Below are 19,673 nucleotides of genomic sequence, written 5' to 3'. Positions count from 1 at the left end.
TGCGGTAGGCGATGACGACGATGCCCGCCGACCCGGGTAGCACGGGGGTCGAGCTCGGACCGGCGGTTGCCGCGCTGAATGCGGCCCGCTCGGTCACCATCCTGTGTCATGTGCAGCCCGATGCCGACACCATCGGCAGTGGGCTGGCCCTGGCGTTGGTGTTGCATCGTCGCGGCATCCCGGTGTGGGTGTCGTTCGCCGAACCCGCCGAACTGCCTGCCACGATGCGGACCTTGCCGGGTGTGCAGCATCTGGTGCCGCCCGCCGAGGTACCGGCGGAGGTGGATCTGCTCGTCGCGGTGGACTGTGGTAGCGCCGGTCGGCTCGGTGTGCTCGCCGATCGATTGGCCGGAGCCCGAACGACCTTGGTGCTCGATCATCATCGCTCCAATACCCGGTTCGGGACGATCAATGTCATCGATGCGAGTGCGGAGTCGACGACGAGTTTGATCGCCCGGGTGCTCGATGCCTGGCAGGTGCCGATCGATTCCGAAGTGGCACATTGCCTTTACGCCGGACTGGTTACCGATACCGGATCGTTCCGCTGGGTGCGACCAGGCACGCATCACCTGGCCGAACGGCTGCTGGCCACCGGCATCGACGGTGCCGAAATCACCCGGTCGCTGATGGATACGCATCCGTTCGGCTGGTTGCCGATGCTGTCACGGGTGCTCGGTACCGCGCGGTTGGAGCCGCAAGCGGGCGGCGGGGCCGGACTGGTGTACGCCGTTGTGCGGCGCGAGGATGTCGACGGGGTGCGCTCGGAAGAGGTGGAGAGTGTGGTCGATATCATCCGCACCACCTCCGAGGCCGGAGTAGCCGCGGTGTTCAAGGAATCTCGCACGATTCCGGATCGGTGGACCGTGTCGCTGCGTTCGCGCGACAGTGCGCCCGGTGCGCAGGACGGTGTCGATGTCGCCACGGTCGCAACGTCTTTGGGCGGTGGTGGGCATCGGTTCGCCGCCGGGTACACCACGACCGGCACGTCGGAGTCGATAGTTGCGGCGCTGCTGGCTGAACTGGGGTGAGGATGGGGGCCGCTGGCTGGGCACGGTGCGGGATGTCGGGCGGACTGTCGGCGAGTCCTCGTCACCGGGTGGATGGCGAGATGGTCAGCGCGACTTGCTTTTTCGGGTCTGTCTTGGCGGGGCCTGATGAGTGAGACTCGGTTGGGCTCGTCGCTCGGCCCTGAGGGGGAGGGTGTCGATTCGGTGGCGGATCGGATGCGGGAGTCTGTGACTGCGTCGGAGGTGGGTGGGGTCGCGTCGGATTCGGTTGGCGCGGTGGGGCCTCGGCGGATTCTCGGGCTGGCCTTGCCGACCTTGGGTGTGCTGGTGGCCGAGCCCATCTATCTGCTGTTCGATCTCGCGGTGGTGGGGCGGCTCGGGGCGTTGGCGTTGGCTGGGCTGGCGGTCGGGGGATTGATTCTGGCGCAGGTCAGTTCGCAGCTGACGTTTCTGTCGTATGGGACCACGGCGCGGGCGGCGCGGCGGCATGGGGCGGGGGATGAGCGCGGTGCGATCGGGGAAGGGGTGCAGGCGACTTGGGTCGCCATTTTTGCCGGTGCGCTGATTCTTGCTGTGGGACAGGCGGTTGCGGTTTGGCTGACGAATGTGATCGCAGGTGGTGGGGATATCGCGGGGGAAGCGTTGGTCTGGGTGCGGATCGCGTTGTTCGGCGTGCCATTGATCCTGATCGCGATGGCGGGCAACGGGTGGATGCGCGGGGTACAGCAGACGCGCAGGCCGCTGCTGTTCGTTGTTGCGGGACTGCTGGTTTCGGGGGTGCTGTGCCCGACGCTGGTGCACGGGTTGATGGGTGCGCCGCGGCTGGAATTGGCGGGTTCGGCGGTCGCGAACGCTGCTGGTCAGGCCGTGACGGCTGGGTTGTTCCTGGGTGCGCTGGTGCGCGAACGTGTTTCGCTGGCGCCGCACTGGTCGGTGATGCGAGCGCAACTGGTGCTCGGTCGTGATCTGATCGCCCGCAGCCTCGCGTTCCAGGCCAGCTTCGTCTCCGCCGCGGCCGTCGCCGCCCGATTCGGCGCGGCATCAGTGGCCGCCCATCAACTAGTCCTGCAACTCTGGAATTTCCTTGCCCTGACCCTGGATTCGCTCGCGATCGCCGCCCAAACCCTGGTCGGCGCCGCGCTCGGCGCCGGCGACGCACCGGGTGCGCGCGGACTGGCTCGGCGCATTACCCGCTGGTCGGGCGCGTTCGCTCTCGTCCTCGCGGCAGTTTTCGCCGCAGGCGTCGGCGTCATCCCCAAGCTGTTCACCGATGATCCCGCCGTCCTGGACCGCACCCACGTCGCCTGGTGGTTCTTCGTCGCCATCATCCCGATCGCGGGCATCGTCTTCGCCCTCGACGGCGTCCTGCTCGGCGCAGGCGACGCCGCCTACCTCCGCAACACCACCCTCACCGCGGCCCTCCTGGGCTTCCTCCCCGCCATCTGGCTCTCCCTCGCCTTCACCTGGGGCATCGCCGGAATCTGGACCGGCCTGGTTGCCTTCATGCTCCTGCGCCTGGCCGCAGTCCTCTGGCGCGCAGAATCAGGCCGCTGGGCCCGAGTAGGTGAGGAGATCCCGAGCAGCACCGTGTAGTTCGTGGTCAGCGTGTGCGGTATCTGCGGACGACGACTGCTGCGGGGCGTACGGAGCGGCCCGATACGGTCAGGCCGGGGTGGATTGTGGTGGCTACCGTGCGGTCGGCGTCTGGGGTTTCGGTCGTTGTCACTTCGGCCGCCTCCATGTGGAGTGAGTCGAAGGTGTCGCCCGGACGGGGGCTGATGACGGATCCGCCGCGGCCGACGATGAGGCGTTCGATGCGGGTGGTGATGGCGTCGAAGGCTTCTCGTTCGCGAGGGGATTCGGCGGTGGTCGCGCAGGCGGCGGTGTCAGTATGGAGGGCGAAGAGTTCGATTAGGAGGGGGAGATCGGCACCAGTGCGGTCGCGTTGCGCGCGGGCCTTGGCTTCGTCGGCCAATCGGTCGATCGTCGTGGCTTGACGGGCGATCACTCGGGTGAGGTCTTCGATGCGCTCCGCTAGCTGTGCGAGAAGGGCAGCGGCGGTACTGCCCTGCGGCGCAATCGGGTCGAGGTGGTGCTCGGGCTGCGGCGCGACGGGCTCGGTCATGTTCGCACCTTAACGCGAGTCTTCGGGGGCGCATCGATTGTTTTGTGCGGCATCGGGATCCGCTGAGTAGGAACTGGGCTGGTGTCGGAGTCGGCTGCTACCATCGCGTCTCATGGGGGTCTACGGGATCGACCTGGGCACGACGAACTCGGCAATCGCGCGGATCGACGCTGATGGTCGGCCTGAAGTAATGATCGGGTTGAACGGCGAGGCGACTGTGCCGTCGGTTGTCTTGTTCGCCTCCGCATTCGACCATTTGGTCGGGGAGGGGGCGCGGCGGCAGGCGCGTCTCGATCCGGAGCATGTGTGTGCGCTGGTGAAGCGGCGGATGGGCGATACGGATTGGCGTTTCGCCGCGCACGGGCAGACTTGGTCCGCGCCAGCGGTTTCGGCGCTGATCTTGAAAAGCCTTGCCTCCGATGCGGAATTCGGTGGCGGCGAGCCGGTGAAACGCGTGGTCATCACGGTTCCCGCCTATTTCGGTGACGAGGAGCGGCGCGCGACCATCCAGGCGGGCACCTATGCGGGCTTCGATGTCGCCGGTGTGTTGTCCGAGCCGATCGCCGCCGCGCTCTCCTATGGTTTCGGCAGGCTCGACGGCAGTGTGGATGTTGGCAAGCGGGGACCGCGCGAGACGGTGCTCGTCTACGACCTGGGCGGCGGCACCTTCGACGCCACCGTCATCGAACTCGCCGACCGCCGCATTTCGGTGCTCGCGGTCGAGGGCGATCACCAGCTCGGCGGCGCGGATTGGGACGAGCGCATCGCGCTGTACTTGTCGCAGAAGTTCTGCGAAGCGAATCCGGATGCCGAGGACCCACTGGATGATTCGGCGGGATCGCAGATGCTGGTGCTCGCCGCCGAGCGCGCCAAACGCGAGTTGACCGACGCCGACCGCACCGATGTGGTCATCGCACATGACGGTGCCCGAGCCGTGATCCCGCTGACGCGCGACGAAGTCGACGCGATGACGTCCTCGCTGATGCGCCGCACCATCGACCTCACCCGCGACTGCCTGACCGCGGCGAGTAAGCGCGGCGTCACCTCCGTCGACCGATTACTGCTGGTCGGCGGCTCGTCGCGAATGCCGATGGTGGAGCGCGAACTTCGCAAGGAACTCGGCCTCACGGGCGAGCTGCGTGATCCCGACCTATCGGTGGCGCGCGGCGCGGCGCTCTACGGCGAGAAGCTCGAAATGGAACGCCTGATCCTCGCGGACCTCACCACGCGCGGCCGACTGCGCGACGGCGCGGATATCCACGATGCCGCACCCGCCGATCTGGACCAATCGGTCGCACGAGTCGCCGCATCCTTCGGCCAACCGGTCGGATTGGTGCGCCGAATGCTCGAAATCCAGGTCGATACCGTTGTTTCGCGCGGCTTCGGTGTGCTCGCGCTCGACTACCAGTACGGGCTGGCGGCGACCTGGCTGGTCCACCGCAACTCGACCCTGCCGGTGAAGGTGCGCCGGTCCTTCGGCACCGTGCGCGCGGACCAAGACGAGATCGCCCTGACCATCGTCGAACAGCAGGGCCAGGCGGCGTCGGTGCGGCCCGAGGATACGAAGGTGCTGGTGGAGGGGCGCATTCGCGGCATCCCCGCGGGCTATCCCGAGGGCAGCGAGGTGCGGGTCACCTTCGAGATGGGCTTCGACGGCGTCCTGCGCGTCACCTGCCACCACGTCGACGCCGATATCCCGCTGACCCTGACCGCGCAGACCGGCGCGACCCTCTCGCAAGCGGATGTGGCGCGCGAACTGGATCAGGTCCAGCGCACCCGCCGTCGCGACGGCTGAGCCATGGCCATGCAGGCGTTCAACCCGAACGACTATCGCAAGCGGGTGCTTGCCGATGTCGAGCGCCGCGGCGGGATCGAGGAGTCGGATCCGTTCGAGCTCTACGACATTCCGCTGGACGAGGCCGAGTCGCTGAGCGATGCCGAAGTCGCCGCGCGGGTCGAGGAGGTCTGGGGTTTCTGGCAGCGACAGCGCGACCATCCGAAATATCGTGTGCTGGTAGGGCTGCTGGTCGATGCCCACCCCACGTTGTCGCGCCTGCTGCTGGATTCGGCGGTGCGGCGCGAGGAGACCGCGCGGGTCCGCGAAGTACGCGCGCGGCGGGATGCGGATCGCTACGAGATTCTCGACGCGGCGATATCGCGATTGGTGCAGCGGCACGGCGGGGTTCCGGCCGGGAAGATTCCGGGACTCGAGGAGATCGGCGCGATGGGCGGGCTGAGCGCCGCCGAGGTCGCGATCAGGCTGCGCAGACATCGGGTCATCGATGACGAGCCCACGCCCGCGGCCGTGCTCACCGACCAACGCAGACAACAGATTCGGCAGTTGCTCAGCGAATGGGAACGGCTGATCGACGGCGATCCGACGCCGACGCTGTTCGCGCTGTTGCGCGTCGATCCGTCGGAGGCCGGTCGGTCCCAGGAGATTCGGCTGCGCGCCGAGGCATTGCGCGCGCGGTCGCGTGAGCTGCCGCCGGGGCGGATCCGAGTGGTGTTGGACGAGTTGCTCATTCACATCCACGATGTGCTCGAGTCCGGCGAGTCGACGCTGCGGGAGTATCTGCGCGCGGTGGCCGAGGATGTCGCCAAGGAACTGCGGCCGAAGGTCAGGGCGGCGGTGCTGGTCGAGGACGAACTCGTCGGCGATGACTTCCGGTATCTACTCGACGAGGCGATGCGGTTGGGGCTGGATCGGGCCGACGCCACCCGGGTGCTCACCGAGATCGCCACGGAACTCGGTGCGCGAATCGAGAATTCGCCACACGCGACGCCGACTCATCAGGGACCGGCGGCTGCCAGACTCTGGGAAGCGCCGCTGAAGGCCGCTCGGGCGGCGCTGCGCGGGGGTCGCCCACGGGAAGCCGCGCGCCATGTCGAGGAGGCGCGCAGACTTCTCGGCTCCGATGGGGCGGGACTCACACCGATTCGTTCGGTATCCGACGAGGTGGATCGGATATTGACCGCGGCGGAAGGTCTCTGGCGCGATGCGACGACCGCTTGCGCGGCCAACCGGTACGCCGAGGCGCTTCCACGCCTGGAGCAGCTGCGGCGCACCGCATCCGATCTGCTGCCACCGAATCGAGCGCCGACTATCGACCAGTTGCTCGCCGAAGCCAGCCAGGCGATCGCCGAAGCGGACCGGCTGGTCGCCGCGGCACAAGCCGGGCCCGCCGATGCGCGGATGCGTGGGTTGCTCGCGGCGCTGGCCTTGTGCGCCGATCATGCCGGTGCGGCCGCCGCGCTCGCGGAGACGCCGGTGCAGGCTCCGCAGCGGGTCGATGCCACTCGGCTGGCGAATGGGTCGGTGCTCGTGGCGTGGACGCCATCGTCGACGAATAACGTCGACTACCGGGTGACCAGGTTGCAGCCGGACGGTTCATGGCGGGTTGTCGGCCGCACGCAGGCGACCGAACTCGAGGATGGTGGCGCGCCCGCCGTCGGGCAGCCGGTGTATGCGGTGGCCGCCGCTGCCGCGGGCAGATACTCCGAGATCACCAGATCCGATACCGGCCCGGCCCCGAAACCCCGAGGCGGACAGGCGCAATCGCCACCAGATGATCCGGTGCCGAGCGGCATTCCGGCCGTCAGCGAACTCGCCGAACAGGCGGGCATGCTGGTCTTCACCTGGCCCATGGGAGTCACCGAGGTCATGGCCGTCGTGCGTCCCGACCAACCGCCGATCACCCCGGACGATCCCCAGGCCCGCGCCTGGAAGGTCACCAATATGCGCTACGAAATCGACGGCGGCGTCCGAATACCGCCCGACATCCCGCGGCCCTGCCACATCGCCATCGCATCCTGTCGTCGCGAACCGAACGGGAAACTCACTGTCGCGGTGGGTTTCGCACCGACTGCGAGAATCCGCTGGTCCGGGTAGCCGAGAAGCCGAGCAGTCGGGTGCCGAAGTCGTCGAGTGCGTTGCCAGCCGACCGAGCGGGCGGGTATCCGAGGCCGCGGGTGCCGACATGAATCTGCTGTGCCGGGTCGTGGGCATCTCGACAAGGCTGTCCGGCGTGTGCCGATCAAGGGTGCGTTGATCCGCCTGATTCGCGTCCAAGCGGACGCGCTGGCAGCGTCAACGGAATCCGCCAACCGTCGGTCGCACGCGGCGATATACCGGCGGTGGGGCGCGCGCAACGCGGCGTGATCGTCGACAGACGGGATTTCCCGACCGCACCAGGCAGGATGGGGACGTGCTCGCACAGAACACTGTGAATTCGGTACGGACACGGGTGTCCTCGACGTATGTGCTCGCGGCGCTGATCGTCCTCGGGCTGGTCCTGCATGCGCCGCTGGTGCGGGTGGTGGGGGCGTCGGCGCGATTGCAGACCGCGGTGACGATCTTCGCGGGTGTCTTCGTGCAGGCGGTGCCGTTTCTCGCGCTCGGGGTGCTGGTCAGCGGTGGTATCGCGGCCTTCGTCTCACCGGCCGTGCTGCGAAAGGTGTTGCCGCGCAATGAGCCAGCCGCCATCGGCGTGGCCGGACTCGCCGGTATGGCGCTGCCCGGATGTGAGTGCGGTGTCGTGCCGGTGGCGCGGCGGCTGACCGATCAGGGCGCACCCGGATCGGTCGCGTTGGCCTTCATGCTCTCGGCGCCCGCGATCAACCCCGTGGTGTTGATCGCGACGGCGGTGGCGTTTCCGGGAGAGCCCGGGATGGTTGGCGCGCGGTTCACCGGTTCGCTCGCGACGTCGGTGGTGATGGGACTGATCTGGTCGAGGATCGGGCGTCCGGCCTGGTTGCTGCCGCGCGGCACCGGTCGCGACCATTGCGTGAGCGGGCGAACCCGGTGGGAGGTCTTCACCGAGGCGGCGCGCCACGATCTGTTGCAGGCCAGCGCATTTCTCGTACTCGGTGCGGCGGCCGCCGCCGCGCTGCACGTACTGGTTCCGCCCGCCTGGTACGAGCGGCTGGCCGGGCAGATGGTGATCGCGATCCTGGTCATGGCCGTACTGGCGATCGTGCTCGCGCTGTGCTCGGAGGCCGACGCGTTCGTCGCGGCGAGCATGTCGACGCTGCCTCTGTTGCCGCGGCTGGTGTTCCTGGTGGTCGGCCCCGCGGTCGATGTGAAGCTGTTCGCCATGCAGGCGGGCAGTTTCGGACGGCGGTTCGCCCTGCGGTTCGCACCGTTGACCTTCGTGGTCGCCATAGTCTGTGGCACTGTCGCCGGTTACGTCTTCCTGGGAGGCGCCCGATGAAGCGGGAGACACAGAATCTGCTGTTGCTACTCATCGGCGGCGCGGTGTTGTGGATCGCACTCGACGGCAGCTACCTGCGCTACGTGAAACCGAGCCTGTACCCATTCCTACTGGTCAGCGGCGCCGGTTTCGTACTCCTCGCGCTGGTGGCGATCGTCCGAGATATCAAGCGCGGCAGAGCATCTGACGACCACAACCACGACCACGACCACGACCACGACCACGACTTCGGCCGGGGACATACATTCGACCATGCCGACACACCCGGTCACAGCGATGCGCTCGGCAGCGCCGATGAGTTCGGCCATGCCGAAACCCGCGGTCACAGTGATGTGCTCGGCTGCGGTGACACATTGGGCCGTGCCGACGTTCACGGTCGCGGCGGTGCGCTCGGTCGTGGCGATGCAGATGGCCACAACGATGCGCTCGGCCGTGGCGATGTGCTGGGCGGTAGTGATGCGCACGGCGACCACATCCATGAGCACGACTCCGGTCGCGCGCAATGGCTGCTGCTCGCTCCCATCGCCGCACTTCTGCTGATCGCCCCACCCGCGTTGGGTGCTGGTGCGGCGGTGACCAGTTCACCCGTTCAGGTCGTCCCGCGCGATGCGCCGGTGGCGGAGCCGAAGTTGTGGGCGTTTCCGCCATTGCCTTCGGAGCCCGCACCGACGATTCCGATCGTGGATCTGGTGAATCGGGCGCTGGCGGACTCCAGCCATTCACTGGACGGTCGCGAGGTCACCATCAGGGGATTCATCATTCGGCCCAAGGATCTCGAGCAACAGCATCCGGACACCCGCGATGCCGATCTGGCGCGGGTGGTCATCACCTGCTGTGTCGCCGATGCCCGGTACGTGCTCGTGCATCTGGCCGGGATGCCGGAGGTGATCGAGGACGATGCGTGGCTCGAGGTGCGCGGTGTCGTCGAAACCGGTAGCGCCCAGCGGGATCCGGATCTCACACCCACCTTCGTCGTGCGCGACTATCAGCGGATCGAAGCCCCGGATCGACCGTACGAACGCGGCCGGTAGCGGCGGCGGCGAATCGGCCCTCGCCGATGATCATCGAGCCGAACGGCGGTAACCCGCTCGGATGTGCCAATGTAGGTGTGGTGATACCCAAGTTGATGGCGGTGAGCGACATCCATGTCGGGCACCAGGGGAATCGGCCGGTCGTCGAGCAGATTCGGGCGGATTCGCCCGAGGACTGGCTCATCGTGGCCGGGGACGTCGCAGAGAAGTCCGACGATATCCGCTGGGCGCTCGAGCTGCTGCGCGGCCGCTTCGCCAAGGTGATCTGGGTGCCGGGCAACCACGAATTGTGGACCACGGCGAAGGACCCGGTGCAGATGCACGGCGTCGCGCGCTACGAGTACCTGGTGTCGATCTGCCGGGACCTCGACGTGATCACACCCGAGGATCCGTTCCCGGTGTGGACGGGCGCGGGTTCGGAGCCGTACGGCGGGCGGGTGACGTTGGTCCCGATGTTCCTGCTGTACGACTACTCGTTCCTGCCCAAGGGCACCAAGACCAAGGCCGAGGGACTGGCCCTGGCGCGCGAGCGCAATGTGGTGGCCACCGACGAGTTCCTGCTCTCACCGGATCCGTATCTGACGCGTGACGCCTGGTGCCATGCACGGGTCCAGGTGACCAAGCGGAAGCTGGACGCGCTGGCCCCCGAGACGCCGGTCGTACTGATCAACCACTTCCCGCTGGTCCGCCAGCCCACCGAGGTGCTGTGGTACCCGGAGTTCGCGCTCTGGTGCGGCACCGACCTCACCGCCGACTGGCACACCAGCTACAACGTGGTCTGCTCGGTCTACGGCCACCTGCACATCCCGCGCACCTCCTACTACGACGGAGTCCGCTTCGAAGAGGTGTCGCTCGGCTATCCGCGCGAATGGCAGAAGCGCGGTCTCCCGGACCGTCTGCTCCGCCAAATCCTGCCGACTCCGGACTACCCGCCGGGCTCGCTCAACAAATGGGGCGGTCACTTCAAGGTCACCCCCGAGATGGAGGCCGCAGCGGCCGAGATGCGCGCAAAAGCCGAGCGCCGCCGCGGCGTCTGAGCCGTGTCCGGCGTCGCAGCGGCAATTTGATTCGTGGCGCAACTACTGATTTGGTATGTACATGGGTAACTCGTCGGGTACGGGCAAACTCACCTGCCCTCTGACCGCCGGACGCCAACGCCGCTTGCGTGGCACGCGAGTCTGGCCTAAAGGCGCGGGGAGGCGGACGAGCTGATCGAGAAAATTCTTCCCGCGGGTGTCGCTTCGGCGGAACTGTTGGCGTACCCGGAGGATTTGCAGCCGCATCCGGCGGAGGCGCATCTCATCGAGAAGTCGGTGGAGAAGCGTCGCCGCGACTTCATCGGTGCTCGGCACTGCGCCCGGCTGGCTCTGCAGGAGCTCGGTGAACCCCCGGTCGCGATCGGCAAGGGCGAGCGGGGTGCGCCGGTGTGGCCGCGCGGGATCGTCGGCAGCCTGACGCACTGTGACGGATACCGTGCGGCGGCATTGGCCCACAAGCTGCGGTTCCGCTCGATCGGTATCGACGCCGAACCACACGGCACCCTGCCCGAGGGCGTGCTCGACTCGGTGAGCCTGCAACCCGAACGGGACTGGTTGACCAGCGTCGACGGCTCCGGCCTGCACCTGGACCGATTGCTGTTCTGCGCGAAGGAAGCCACCTACAAGGCGTGGTGGCCATTGACCGCGCGCTGGCTCGGCTTCGAGGATGCCCACATCACCTTCACCATCGATGAGAGCTCCGACGGTGCGGGCTCCGGCACGTTCCACAGTCGGATCCTGGTGCCGGGGCAGGTCAATGACGGTGGCGCGCCACTGATTTCGTTCGACGGCCGCTGGATGATCGGCGACGGGCTCATCCTGACCGCGATCGTGCACGGCTGATGGCCGACGCGCTTGGCGGTCTGCTGATCGTCGACAAGGACGGCGGCTGGACCAGCCACGACGTCGTCGCGAAATGCCGGAAGCTTTTGCGCACCAGGAAGGTCGGGCACGCCGGGACGCTCGACCCGATGGCCACCGGTGTGCTGGTGCTCGGCGTCGAGCGCGCCACCAAACTGCTCGGCCTGCTCACGCTGACCACCAAGGCCTATACCGCGACCATCCGGCTCGGCCAGGCCACCACCACCGACGACGCCGAGGGCGAGGTGCTCTCGACCACGTCGGCGATCCATCTCACCGATGCCGAAATCGCGGCGCACATCGCGAAATTGACCGGTGATATCGAGCAGGTACCGGCCACCGTCAGCGCCATCAAGGTGAACGGTGAACGCGCCTACGCCCGCCACCGGGCCGGTGAGGAGGTGCAGCTCGCCGCTCGCCCCGTCACCGTCTCACGCTTCGATATCCTGGCCTGCCAGAACATTTCGGAGTTCGTCGACCTCGAGGTGGTCGTCGAATGCTCGTCCGGCACCTACATTCGCGCGCTCGCGCGCGATCTCGGCGCCGAGCTGGGCGTCGGCGGGCATCTGACCGCGTTGCGCCGCACCAGGGTCGGGCCGTTCACCCTCGAACACGCCAGGACCCTGGACGAATTGGCCGCGGCGTCCGAATCCGATGACTCGCTGCTGAGTTTGGATATCGACGACGCCATCCGGACCGCCTTCCCGCGCCGCGATATCGACGAGAAGCAGGCCGAGGATCTGCGCAACGGCCGCTGGCTCGAGCCGGTCGGCATATCCGGCGTGCACGCCGCCATCGACCCGTCCGGCCGTGCGATCGCGTTATTGCAGGAGAGCGGTAAGCGCGCGGCCTCGGTCATGGTCGTGCGTCCGTCGAATCTTTAGCCGCGCCAATCGGTTCCAGCGCGCCGAGCAGTGCGCCGACACAGATATCGCGTAGTTCGGTGCGGGTGCAGGTGCGATTTTCCAGCCAGTCGACCGACAGGACGCGGACGAAGGTCAGCCAGCTCATCAGGATCGATGAGGTGAGCTCGCGGACGTGGCCTTGGACCCCCATCACATCGAGCAGGCGCAGGCGTAGTTCGCCGAGTTCGCCCGAGATGATCGCCTGGATGGTCGGATCGCCCGCGAGCAGGCGATTGGCGGCGACCACCGTATTGGCATTGGCCTCGAAATAGTCGAAGTGCTCGTCGAGTCCGGCCGCGAGCTGCTCGGGCAGCGGGGTTTCGGTGTCGAGTTTCGTGGCGACCAGCAGATGATCCGCGGCCAGTTGGTAGACGCCGGCGAAGAGGTCGCGTTTGGTCGGGAAGTGGCGGTACAGCAGCGCCCTGGAAACGCCCGCCGCCGCGGCGACATCCTCCATCAGCACCGCGTCATAGGCGCGTTCGGCGAACAGTTTCGCGCCCGCGTCCAATAGGAGGCGGCGGCGTTCGTCGGGGGCGAGGCGGCGGCGGGTCACCCTTGGCATATTAGTTGACGTTTGTCTACTAAGCGTCGTAGGGTCGAGCTTAGTAGACAAACGTCTACTAGTGAAGGGAGGAATTCATGACCGCGGCACTCAAATGGCTGTCCATGGCGATGGGTGTAGTCATCGTGGGTATCGGCATATTCCATATGGCCGCCGGTATCGACGGCATCCCGGATATGGGCTCCTCCGGCGTCACCGCCGACAGCCAGACCCGCTTCTTCGGCGGCATCTTCATCGGCTACGGCGCCGCCTGGATCTGGGCCGCCCGACAAGTCCCGATCTCGGCACCGGCAGTGCGCTGGCTCGCCGGAATCTTCCTACTCGGCGGCGTCGCCCGCTTGATCTCCGTCGCCGTCTACGGCTGGCCGCACTGGTTCCAAATCGTGCTGACCGCAATAGAATTCGCGCTGCCGCCGATCTTCTACTGGCTCGCGACGGCCGACGAGAAGCGCGCCACGTTCGGCGCCGAGCGCGTCTCCGCCGCGGGCTGACCAGGGTCCGGCCGCGACCCGTACCGGACGTTGGTTGATCCGATCGCCCGCGGCGTCGTTCGCTGGCAAGGCGATTCGCCGCCGGATCAGTCGCTGAGCCAGATGGCTTCGGCCGCAGGGCTGCCGAGATCGATCGTCCGGTCGGCGATGCGAATCGCGATGGTGCCCGCGAAATCTCGCCGTTCCACCACGCCGATCGGCGTATCGAGAGCGATGCCGACCGAATCGAAGTAGCGCAACATATCCGGATCCGCATCGGAAATCCGTGCGACATGGCCGGATTCGCCCGCGCGGAAGTCGCTGAGCTGCCGGGCCGGTGGGGTGGGCACCGCGCCGTCGACCGACGGAATGGGATCACCGTGCGGATCCCGGTCCGGATAGCCGAGTTTCGCGTCGATGCGCGCCATCAGCAGTTCGGAGACCGCATGTTCGAGCACCTCGGCCTCATCGTGCACCTCATCCCAGCCGTAGCCGAGTTCGTTGACGAGGAAGGTCTCGATCAGCCGATGCCGACGCACCATGGCGACGGCGGCGCGGCGGCCGTGCTCGGTCAGGGTGATCGACCCATACCGAGCGTGTTCGACGAGGCCTTGATCGGCCAGCTTGCGAACCGCCTCGGAGACGGTGGAGGCCGAGACGCCGATCCGTTCGGCGAGCAGCTTCGTCGATACCTTTTCCTGCGACCACTCCTGAGCGGTCCAGATCACTTTCAAATAGTCCTGGGCGACCGAGGTGAGCTCCGGCGCGATTGTCGCGGTGCTGCCGTGGGGGCCTGTGGTCTCGGTCGGCTGCGCTGCGGTGTCGGCCAGCTCGCGTCGGGTTGCGATGTCTCGTTTACCGGGCACATGTTCGAGCTTATGCATTCGGCACTCGATTCACACATCACGCCACTCGGCTGAACCCGGCGATTCACCGTGCGTACACACACGGCGTGGACCCGAGTGCGGATCGGCACCTCCGAATACTGTTCGCGACCGGTTTTGCGTAGGCTGCGGACTGTGCAGAGATGGCGAAGTCTCGACGACGTACCCGCGGACTGGGGGCGGTGCGTGCTCACGATCGGCGTATTCGACGGTGTGCATCGCGGCCACGCGCAGCTGATCAGCAGGGCCGTGAAGTCCGCTGCCGCGCGGGGTGTTCCGGCAGTGCTGATGACCTTCGACCCGCACCCGATGGAAGTGGTGCGCCCGGGTTCGCATCCGGCGCAGCTGACCACCCTGACCCGGCGTGCGGAATTGGCCGAGGAACTCGGCGTAGACGTGTTCTGCGTGATGCCTTTCACCCAAGAATTCATGAAGCTGACCCCGGCGCGCTACGTGCACGATCTGCTGGTCGAGCGGCTGCATGTGGCCGAGGTCGTGGTGGGTGACAACTTCACCTTCGGCAAGAAGGCCACCGGCACCATCGACACCATGCGCGAACTGGGTGAGCGTTTCGGCTTCGAGGTCGACGGTGTGAAGCTGCTCGGCGAGCACGCGGTCACCTTCTCCTCCACCTACATCCGGGCCTGCGTCGACGCGGGCGATATGGCTGCGGCCGCCGAGGCGCTGGGTCGTCCGCATCGCGTCGAGGGCGTGGTCGTGCACGGTGACGGCCGCGGCCGCGAACTCGGCTTCCCGACCGCGAATATCGCGCCGCCGATGTACGCCGCCATCCCCGCCGACGGGGTGTACGCGGGCTGGTTCACCGTGCTGGGTCCCGGCCCGAGTATCGGCACCGTGACGCCGGGGGAGCGGGCCATGGCCGCGATCTCGATCGGCACCAACCCCACCTTCTCCGGGCGCGCCCGCACCGTCGAGGCCTATGTCCTCGACGAGGAAGCCGACCTCTACGGCCAGCACGTCGCGGTGGATTTCGTCGAGCACCTGCGCGGGATGCGCAAGTTCGACTCCATCGCCGAACTCCTCGAGGCCATGGCCCGCGACGTGGACAACGCCCGCAAGGTCCTCACCGCCGCCGACTCCTGACCGGATTCGGTGGGCGCGCTGGCGTCGGGTAGGGTGGATCCTCGGGTTTGCTGCGGTCCGCGGCGGCACCCGGCCGGGTAACCGGAAACCTCGAGCGCGGAACTGAGAAATAGGAGTGGATGCCCCATGGCACTGACCACCGAGCAGAAGTCGGCGATTCTGGCCGAGTACGGCCTGCACGAGAAGGACACCGGTTCCCCGGAGGCGCAGATCGCGCTGCTGTCCAAGCGGATCGCCGACATCACCGAGCACCTGAAGAAGCACAAGCACGACCACCACACCCGCCACGGCCTGATGGCGCTGATCGGTCGTCGCAAGCGGCTGTCGAAGTACCTCGCCGACAAGGACATCCAGCGTTACCGTTCGCTGATCGAGCGCCTGGGTCTGCGTCGCTGATCGCTCGACACACCGGCTACCTCGGGTAGTGGACAGACCGGCCAACGGGGAGAAGTACAATCTCCCCGTTGGCTATTTGTGTATGAGGGGTATGGCCGTAGCGACTGCTTCCAGGTCGCTCGAGATGGTCGGCCCCGTTTGCACGACAACATTGCACAGCCGTATGCACCCGCCCGCGTGGCGTCGGTCTTCGGTAGTGGCCTCCCGGCAGGCGAGCAGTCGCCGGCGGGCTTCGATCGATGACCGCCTCCGCGTCGCCGTTTCCAAGGGGATCCGGCCGGGTGTGCGCGTCGCAGCCAGGAGGGTTGCCGCGCGTCCGTATCCGGTACGGCTGACGACAGCTGGATCGCGCCGAGATGGCGCTCGATCCAGCGAAGACGAGAGGTTGAGAACAGAGAAATGTCCGAGACAACTACATCTTCGGCCATCGAGGTCGAACCCGGTGTATTCGAATCCGTCGCGCTGATCGATAACGGCACCTACGGAACCCGCACCGTACGCTTCGAGACCGGCCGTCTGGCCCGCCAGGCCGCCGGATCTGTCGTCGCCTACCTGGACGACGAGACCATGCTGCTGTCCGCCACCACCGCGGGCAAGCACCCCAAGGATCAGTTCGACTTCTTCCCGCTGACGGTCGATGTCGAAGAGCGCATGTACGCCGCGGGTCGCATCCCGGGTTCGTTCTTCCGCCGCGAGGGCCGCCCCTCCACCGACGCGATCCTGACCTGCCGCCTGATCGACCGTCCGCTGCGTCCGTCCTTCGTCGATGGCCTGCGCAACGAGATCCAGGTCGTGGTCACCGTGCTGAGCCTGGATCCGAACGATCTGTACGACGTCGTGGCCATCAACGCCGCGTCCGCATCCACCCAGATCGCGGGCCTGCCGTTCTCCGGCCCGGTCGGCGGCGTGCGCGTCGCGCTGATCGACGGCCAGTGGGTGGCGTTCCCGACCGTCGAGCAGCTCGAGGGCGCGGTCTTCGACATGGTCGTCGCGGGCCGGGTCGTCGAATCCGGTGACGTGGCCATCATGATGGTCGAGGCCGAGGCCACCGAGAAGGTCATCGAACTGGTCGAGGGCGGCGCGCAGGCGCCGACCGAGGCCGTGGTGGCGCAGGGCCTCGAGGCCGCCAAGCCGTTCATCGCCCGCCTGTGCAAGGCGCAGCAGGATCTGGCCTCGCTGGCGTCCAAGCCGACCGAGGAGTTCCCGCTCTTCCCGCCGTACGAGGCCGATGTCTACGAGGCCGTCGAGGGCACCGCCAAGCGTGAGCTGGGCGAGGCGCTGTCGATCGCGGACAAGCAGGAGCGCGAGGCGAAGATCGACGAGATCAAGCTCGCCGTGCTGGACCGGCTGGCCGACGACTTCGCCGGTCGCGAGAAGGAACTGGGCGCGGCCTTCCGCTCGGTCACCAAGAAGCTGGTGCGCCAGCGCATTCTGTCCGACGGCTTCCGCATCGACGGTCGCGGTCTGGCCGATATCCGTGCCCTGTCCGCCGAGGTCGCCGTGATCCCGCGCGCCCACGGTTCGGCGCTGTTCGAGCGTGGCGAGACCCAGATCATGGGCGTCACCACCCTCGACATGGTGAAGATGGCCCAGCAGGTCGACTCGCTCGGCCCGGAGACCTCCAAGCGCTACATGCACCACTACAACTTCCCGCCGTTCTCCACCGGCGAGACCGGTCGCGTCGGTTCGCCGAAGCGTCGCGAGATCGGCCACGGCGCGCTGGCCGAGCGGGCCCTCATCCCGGTTCTCCCGAGCCAGGAGGAGTTCCCCTACGCCATCCGTCAGGTGTCGGAAGCGCTGGGCTCCAACGGTTCCACCTCGATGGGTTCGGTCTGTGCCTCGACCCTGTCGCTGCTGAACGCCGGTGTGCCGCTGAAGGCGCCGGTCGCCGGTATCGCCATGGGCCTGGTGTCGGACACCATCAAGAACGACAACGGCGAGGAAGAGGTCCGCTACGTCGCGCTGACCGACATCCTCGGCGCCGAGGATGCCTTCGGCGACATGGACTTCAAGGTCGCGGGCACCCCGGACTTCGTCACCGCGCTGCAGCTGGACACCAAGCTGGACGGCATCCCCTCGCAGGTGCTGGCCGGTGCGCTGAGCCAGGCGCACGACGCACGCACCACCATCCTGGAGGTCATGGCCGAGGCCATCGCCACCCCGGACGAGATGAGCCCGTACGCACCGCGCGTCACCGCGATCAAGATCCCGGTCGACAAGATCGGTGAGGTCATCGGCCCGAAGGGCAAGGTGATCAACCAGATCACCGAGGAGACCGGCGCCAACATCTCCATCGAGGATGACGGCACCGTCTACGTCGGTGCGACCAACGGCCCCGCGGCGCAGGCGGCGATCGACCAGATCAACGCCATCGCGAACCCGCAGCTGCCGAAGGTCGGCGAGCGCTTCCTTGGCACGGTCGTCAAGACCACTGCCTTCGGCGCGTTCGTCTCGCTGCTGCCCGGCCGCGACGGCCTGGTGCACATCTCCAAGCTGGGCAACGGCAAGCGCGTCGCCAAGGTCGAGGACGTGGTGAACGTCGGCGACAAGCTGCGCGTGGAGATCGCCGATATCGACAACCGCGGCAAGATTTCGCTGGTTCCGGTCGACGAGAGCGCCGACGAGCCCGAGGCGACCGACATCGTTGATGCGGGCACCGCGGAGACCGAGTAGTACTTGTCTCTGTGACGAAGAAGAAGACGGCAACCCCTCTGCTCCGCGGCGAGCAGGGGGGTTCGTCTCTGGAGCTGCGGATGGATCAGATGCGGGGCACCGACGCCGGAGTGCGGCGCACCGTGCTACCCGGCGGGCTGCGCGTGGTCACCGAACATGTGCCCGGCGTGCGCTCGGCATCGATCGGCGTATGGGTCGGGGTCGGCTCGCGCGATGAAGGACCCACTGTCGCGGGCGCGGCGCACTTTCTAGAACACTTGCTGTTCAAGGCGACTCCGACGCGCTCGGCGCTGGATATCGCGCAGGCGATGGACGCGGTCGGCGGGGAGCTCAACGCATTCACCGCGAAGGAGCAGACCTGCTACTACGCCCACGTGCTCGACGAGGATCTGCCGCTGGCCGTCGATATGGTCTCCGATGTCGTACTCAACGGGCTGTGCCGGGCCGAGGATGTGGATGTCGAACGGCAGGTGGTGCTCGAGGAGATCGCCATGCGCGACGACGATCCGGAGGATCTGGTCGGCGACGCGTTCCTGTCCGCGCTCTTCGGTGATCATCCGATCGGGCGTCCGGTGATCGGCTCCATCGAAACCATCGAGGCGATGAATGCCACGCAGCTGCGCAGCTTCCATCTGCGTCGCTACCGGCCGGACCGGATGGTCGTCGCGGTCGCGGGCAATGTGGAGCACGACCACACCGTGGAGCTGGTGCACCATGCCTTCGCCGCTCGGCTCGATCCATCCGCCGAACCCGCACCACGGCGCGAGGGCCGGTTTCGGCCGCACAGCGCGCCGGAATTGCACTGGAGCCACCGCGACAGCGAACAGGCGCACCTGGCCTTCGGTGTGCGCGCCTTCGGGCGGCACGAGGGGGAGCGGCGCTGGCCGCTGTCGGTGCTCAATACCGTTGTCGGCGGCGGTCTGAGTTCGCGTCTGTTCCAACGCATTCGGGAGGAACGCGGGTTGGCGTACTCGGTGTACTCCAGCGTGGACACCTTCGCCGATACCGGTGCGTTCTCGGTATACATCGGCTGCCAGCCGGAAAACCTCGGCAAGGTGGCGACATTGGCGCGCGGCGTGCTGGAAGAGATCGCGGCCAACGGGATCACCGACGCGGAATGCGCGCGCGCCAAGGGTTCGTTGCGCGGCGGACTGGTGCTCGGGCTGGAGGATTCGGCATCGCGGATGAACCGAATCGGTCGCAGCGAACTGAGTTACGGCAATCACCGCAGCGTCTCGGAGACGCTGGCCCGCATCGATGCGGTCACCACCGAAGAGGTTTCGGCGATTGCCCGCACCCTACTGGCACGACCGTTCGCGGCTTCGGTGGCCGGTCCGTATCGACGGACTCGGGAATTGCCCGCCGCGGTGCGGCGATTGGTCGAGGGCTGAGGTAGATCCATTGG

At 67.2% G+C, this 19,673-nt stretch carries 17 protein-coding genes; 14 read left to right on the top strand and 3 right to left on the bottom strand.

The annotated features are described in order from the left end of the window. Positions 1-11: 11 nt before the first annotated feature. Both ACHQ4I_RS19200 and ACHQ4I_RS19195 read left to right on the top strand, forming a co-directional pair. A complete protein-coding gene (locus ACHQ4I_RS19200) occupies positions 12-1,028 on the top strand; it encodes a DHH family phosphoesterase (protein WP_420773165.1) in 1,017 nt (338 codons plus the stop codon). A 195-nt stretch (positions 1,029-1,223) separates the two neighbouring features. Then, complete coding sequence (locus ACHQ4I_RS19195; RefSeq protein WP_420773362.1) at positions 1,224-2,600, top strand: MATE family efflux transporter; 1,377 nt, start codon at positions 1,224-1,226, stop codon at positions 2,598-2,600. 7 nt (positions 2,601-2,607) lie between these two features. On the opposite strand, the gene grpE is transcribed toward ACHQ4I_RS19195, so the two are convergent. Further along, on the bottom strand, positions 2,608-3,132 hold the full coding sequence (grpE, locus tag ACHQ4I_RS19190; RefSeq protein WP_420773164.1) for a nucleotide exchange factor GrpE: 525 nt from the start codon (positions 3,130-3,132) through the stop codon (positions 2,608-2,610). Positions 3,133-3,244: 112 nt separating this feature from the next. On the opposite strand from grpE, the gene ACHQ4I_RS19185 reads away from it, so the two are divergent. The 7 genes from ACHQ4I_RS19185 to truB all read left to right on the top strand — a co-directional run bounded on the left by ACHQ4I_RS19185 (position 3,245) and on the right by truB (position 12,158). Further along, positions 3,245-4,927 carry an Hsp70 family protein gene (locus tag ACHQ4I_RS19185; RefSeq protein ID WP_420773163.1) on the top strand — a complete coding sequence of 561 codons (1,683 nt, stop codon included), beginning with the start codon at positions 3,245-3,247 and terminating at the stop codon, positions 4,925-4,927. A gap of 3 nt (positions 4,928-4,930) precedes the next feature. Further along, positions 4,931-7,024, top strand: a complete 2,094-nt coding sequence (locus ACHQ4I_RS19180; RefSeq protein ID WP_420773162.1) for a SaeA-related protein — start codon at positions 4,931-4,933, stop codon at positions 7,022-7,024. A 316-nt stretch (positions 7,025-7,340) separates the two neighbouring features. Then, positions 7,341-8,345 (top strand): permease, encoded by a 1,005-nt coding sequence (locus tag ACHQ4I_RS19175; RefSeq protein WP_420773161.1) that lies wholly within the window; start codon positions 7,341-7,343, stop codon positions 8,343-8,345. Beyond that, positions 8,342-9,376 carry a TIGR03943 family putative permease subunit gene (locus tag ACHQ4I_RS19170; protein WP_420773160.1) on the top strand — a complete coding sequence of 345 codons (1,035 nt, stop codon included), beginning with the start codon at positions 8,342-8,344 and terminating at the stop codon, positions 9,374-9,376. Before ACHQ4I_RS19175 ends, ACHQ4I_RS19170 begins: the two co-directional genes overlap by 4 nt. Positions 9,377-9,456: 80 nt before the next feature. Next, positions 9,457-10,413 (top strand): metallophosphoesterase family protein, encoded by a 957-nt coding sequence (locus tag ACHQ4I_RS19165; RefSeq protein WP_420773159.1) that lies wholly within the window; start codon positions 9,457-9,459, stop codon positions 10,411-10,413. Between the two features lie 171 nt (positions 10,414-10,584). Then, positions 10,585-11,256 (top strand): 4'-phosphopantetheinyl transferase Npt, encoded by a 672-nt coding sequence (npt, locus tag ACHQ4I_RS19160; protein WP_420773361.1) that lies wholly within the window; start codon positions 10,585-10,587, stop codon positions 11,254-11,256. After that, on the top strand, positions 11,256-12,158 hold the full coding sequence (truB, locus tag ACHQ4I_RS19155; protein ID WP_420773158.1) for a tRNA pseudouridine(55) synthase TruB: 903 nt from the start codon (positions 11,256-11,258) through the stop codon (positions 12,156-12,158). The genes npt and truB overlap by 1 nt, the downstream gene beginning before the upstream one ends. Here truB and ACHQ4I_RS19150 read toward each other — a convergent pair. Next, positions 12,130-12,732 carry a TetR/AcrR family transcriptional regulator gene (locus ACHQ4I_RS19150; RefSeq protein WP_420773157.1) on the bottom strand — a complete coding sequence of 201 codons (603 nt, stop codon included), beginning with the start codon at positions 12,730-12,732 and terminating at the stop codon, positions 12,130-12,132. The two genes, truB and ACHQ4I_RS19150, sit on opposite strands and share 29 nt — an antisense overlap. Before the next feature lie 86 nt (positions 12,733-12,818). Between ACHQ4I_RS19150 and ACHQ4I_RS19145 the strand changes: the two genes are divergently transcribed. Further along, positions 12,819-13,232, top strand: coding sequence for a DUF4345 domain-containing protein (locus ACHQ4I_RS19145; RefSeq protein WP_420773156.1), 414 nt, complete (start codon positions 12,819-12,821; stop codon positions 13,230-13,232). Between the two features lie 86 nt (positions 13,233-13,318). Here ACHQ4I_RS19145 and ACHQ4I_RS19140 read toward each other — a convergent pair whose 3' ends face one another. After that, complete coding sequence (locus ACHQ4I_RS19140; protein ID WP_420773155.1) at positions 13,319-14,095, bottom strand: metal-dependent transcriptional regulator; 777 nt, start codon at positions 14,093-14,095, stop codon at positions 13,319-13,321. Positions 14,096-14,230: 135 nt separating this feature from the next. On the opposite strand from ACHQ4I_RS19140, the gene ACHQ4I_RS19135 reads away from it, so the two are divergent. From ACHQ4I_RS19135 to ACHQ4I_RS19120, 4 genes are all read left to right on the top strand, one after another. Beyond that, entirely contained in the window at positions 14,231-15,199 is a 969-nt protein-coding gene (locus tag ACHQ4I_RS19135; RefSeq protein WP_420773154.1) for a bifunctional riboflavin kinase/FAD synthetase, read from the top strand. A 126-nt stretch (positions 15,200-15,325) separates the two neighbouring features. Continuing rightward, positions 15,326-15,595, top strand: a complete 270-nt coding sequence (gene rpsO / locus ACHQ4I_RS19130) for a 30S ribosomal protein S15 (protein ID WP_062991119.1) — start codon at positions 15,326-15,328, stop codon at positions 15,593-15,595. A 399-nt stretch (positions 15,596-15,994) separates the two neighbouring features. Further along, positions 15,995-18,268 (top strand): polyribonucleotide nucleotidyltransferase, encoded by a 2,274-nt coding sequence (locus tag ACHQ4I_RS19125; RefSeq protein ID WP_420773153.1) that lies wholly within the window; start codon positions 15,995-15,997, stop codon positions 18,266-18,268. A gap of 80 nt (positions 18,269-18,348) precedes the next feature. Next, the gene (locus ACHQ4I_RS19120; RefSeq protein ID WP_420773152.1) at positions 18,349-19,659 is read left to right on the top strand and encodes a M16 family metallopeptidase; all 1,311 of its coding nucleotides are present in this window, start codon (positions 18,349-18,351) and stop codon (positions 19,657-19,659) included. Positions 19,660-19,673 lie beyond the last annotated feature (14 nt).

This window comes from Nocardia nepalensis (genome assembly GCF_048910785.1).
Taxonomy (GTDB): domain Bacteria; phylum Actinomycetota; class Actinomycetes; order Mycobacteriales; family Mycobacteriaceae; genus Nocardia; species Nocardia nepalensis.
This window is presented reverse-complemented; position numbering and strand designations above follow the sequence as displayed.

Bases quoted from the DNA above. Each gene is read 5' to 3' on its own strand.
- ACHQ4I_RS19200 (WP_420773165.1), top strand. From the start codon at position 12: ATGACGACGATGCCCGCCGACCCGGGTAGCACGGGGGTCGAGCTCGGA.
- ACHQ4I_RS19195 (WP_420773362.1), top strand. From the start codon at position 1,224: ATGCGGGAGTCTGTGACTGCGTCGGAGGTGGGTGGGGTCGCGTCGGAT.
- grpE (WP_420773164.1), bottom strand. From the start codon at position 3,132: ATGACCGAGCCCGTCGCGCCGCAGCCCGAGCACCACCTCGACCCGATT.
- ACHQ4I_RS19185 (WP_420773163.1), top strand. From the start codon at position 3,245: ATGGGGGTCTACGGGATCGACCTGGGCACGACGAACTCGGCAATCGCG.
- ACHQ4I_RS19180 (WP_420773162.1), top strand. From the start codon at position 4,931: ATGGCCATGCAGGCGTTCAACCCGAACGACTATCGCAAGCGGGTGCTT.
- ACHQ4I_RS19170 (WP_420773160.1), top strand. From the start codon at position 8,342: ATGAAGCGGGAGACACAGAATCTGCTGTTGCTACTCATCGGCGGCGCG.
- truB (WP_420773158.1), top strand. From the start codon at position 11,256: ATGGCCGACGCGCTTGGCGGTCTGCTGATCGTCGACAAGGACGGCGGC.
- ACHQ4I_RS19145 (WP_420773156.1), top strand. From the start codon at position 12,819: ATGACCGCGGCACTCAAATGGCTGTCCATGGCGATGGGTGTAGTCATC.
- ACHQ4I_RS19140 (WP_420773155.1), bottom strand. From the start codon at position 14,095: ATGCATAAGCTCGAACATGTGCCCGGTAAACGAGACATCGCAACCCGA.
- rpsO (WP_062991119.1), top strand. From the start codon at position 15,326: ATGGCACTGACCACCGAGCAGAAGTCGGCGATTCTGGCCGAGTACGGC.
- ACHQ4I_RS19125 (WP_420773153.1), top strand. From the start codon at position 15,995: ATGTCCGAGACAACTACATCTTCGGCCATCGAGGTCGAACCCGGTGTA.
- ACHQ4I_RS19120 (WP_420773152.1), top strand. From the start codon at position 18,349: ATGGATCAGATGCGGGGCACCGACGCCGGAGTGCGGCGCACCGTGCTA.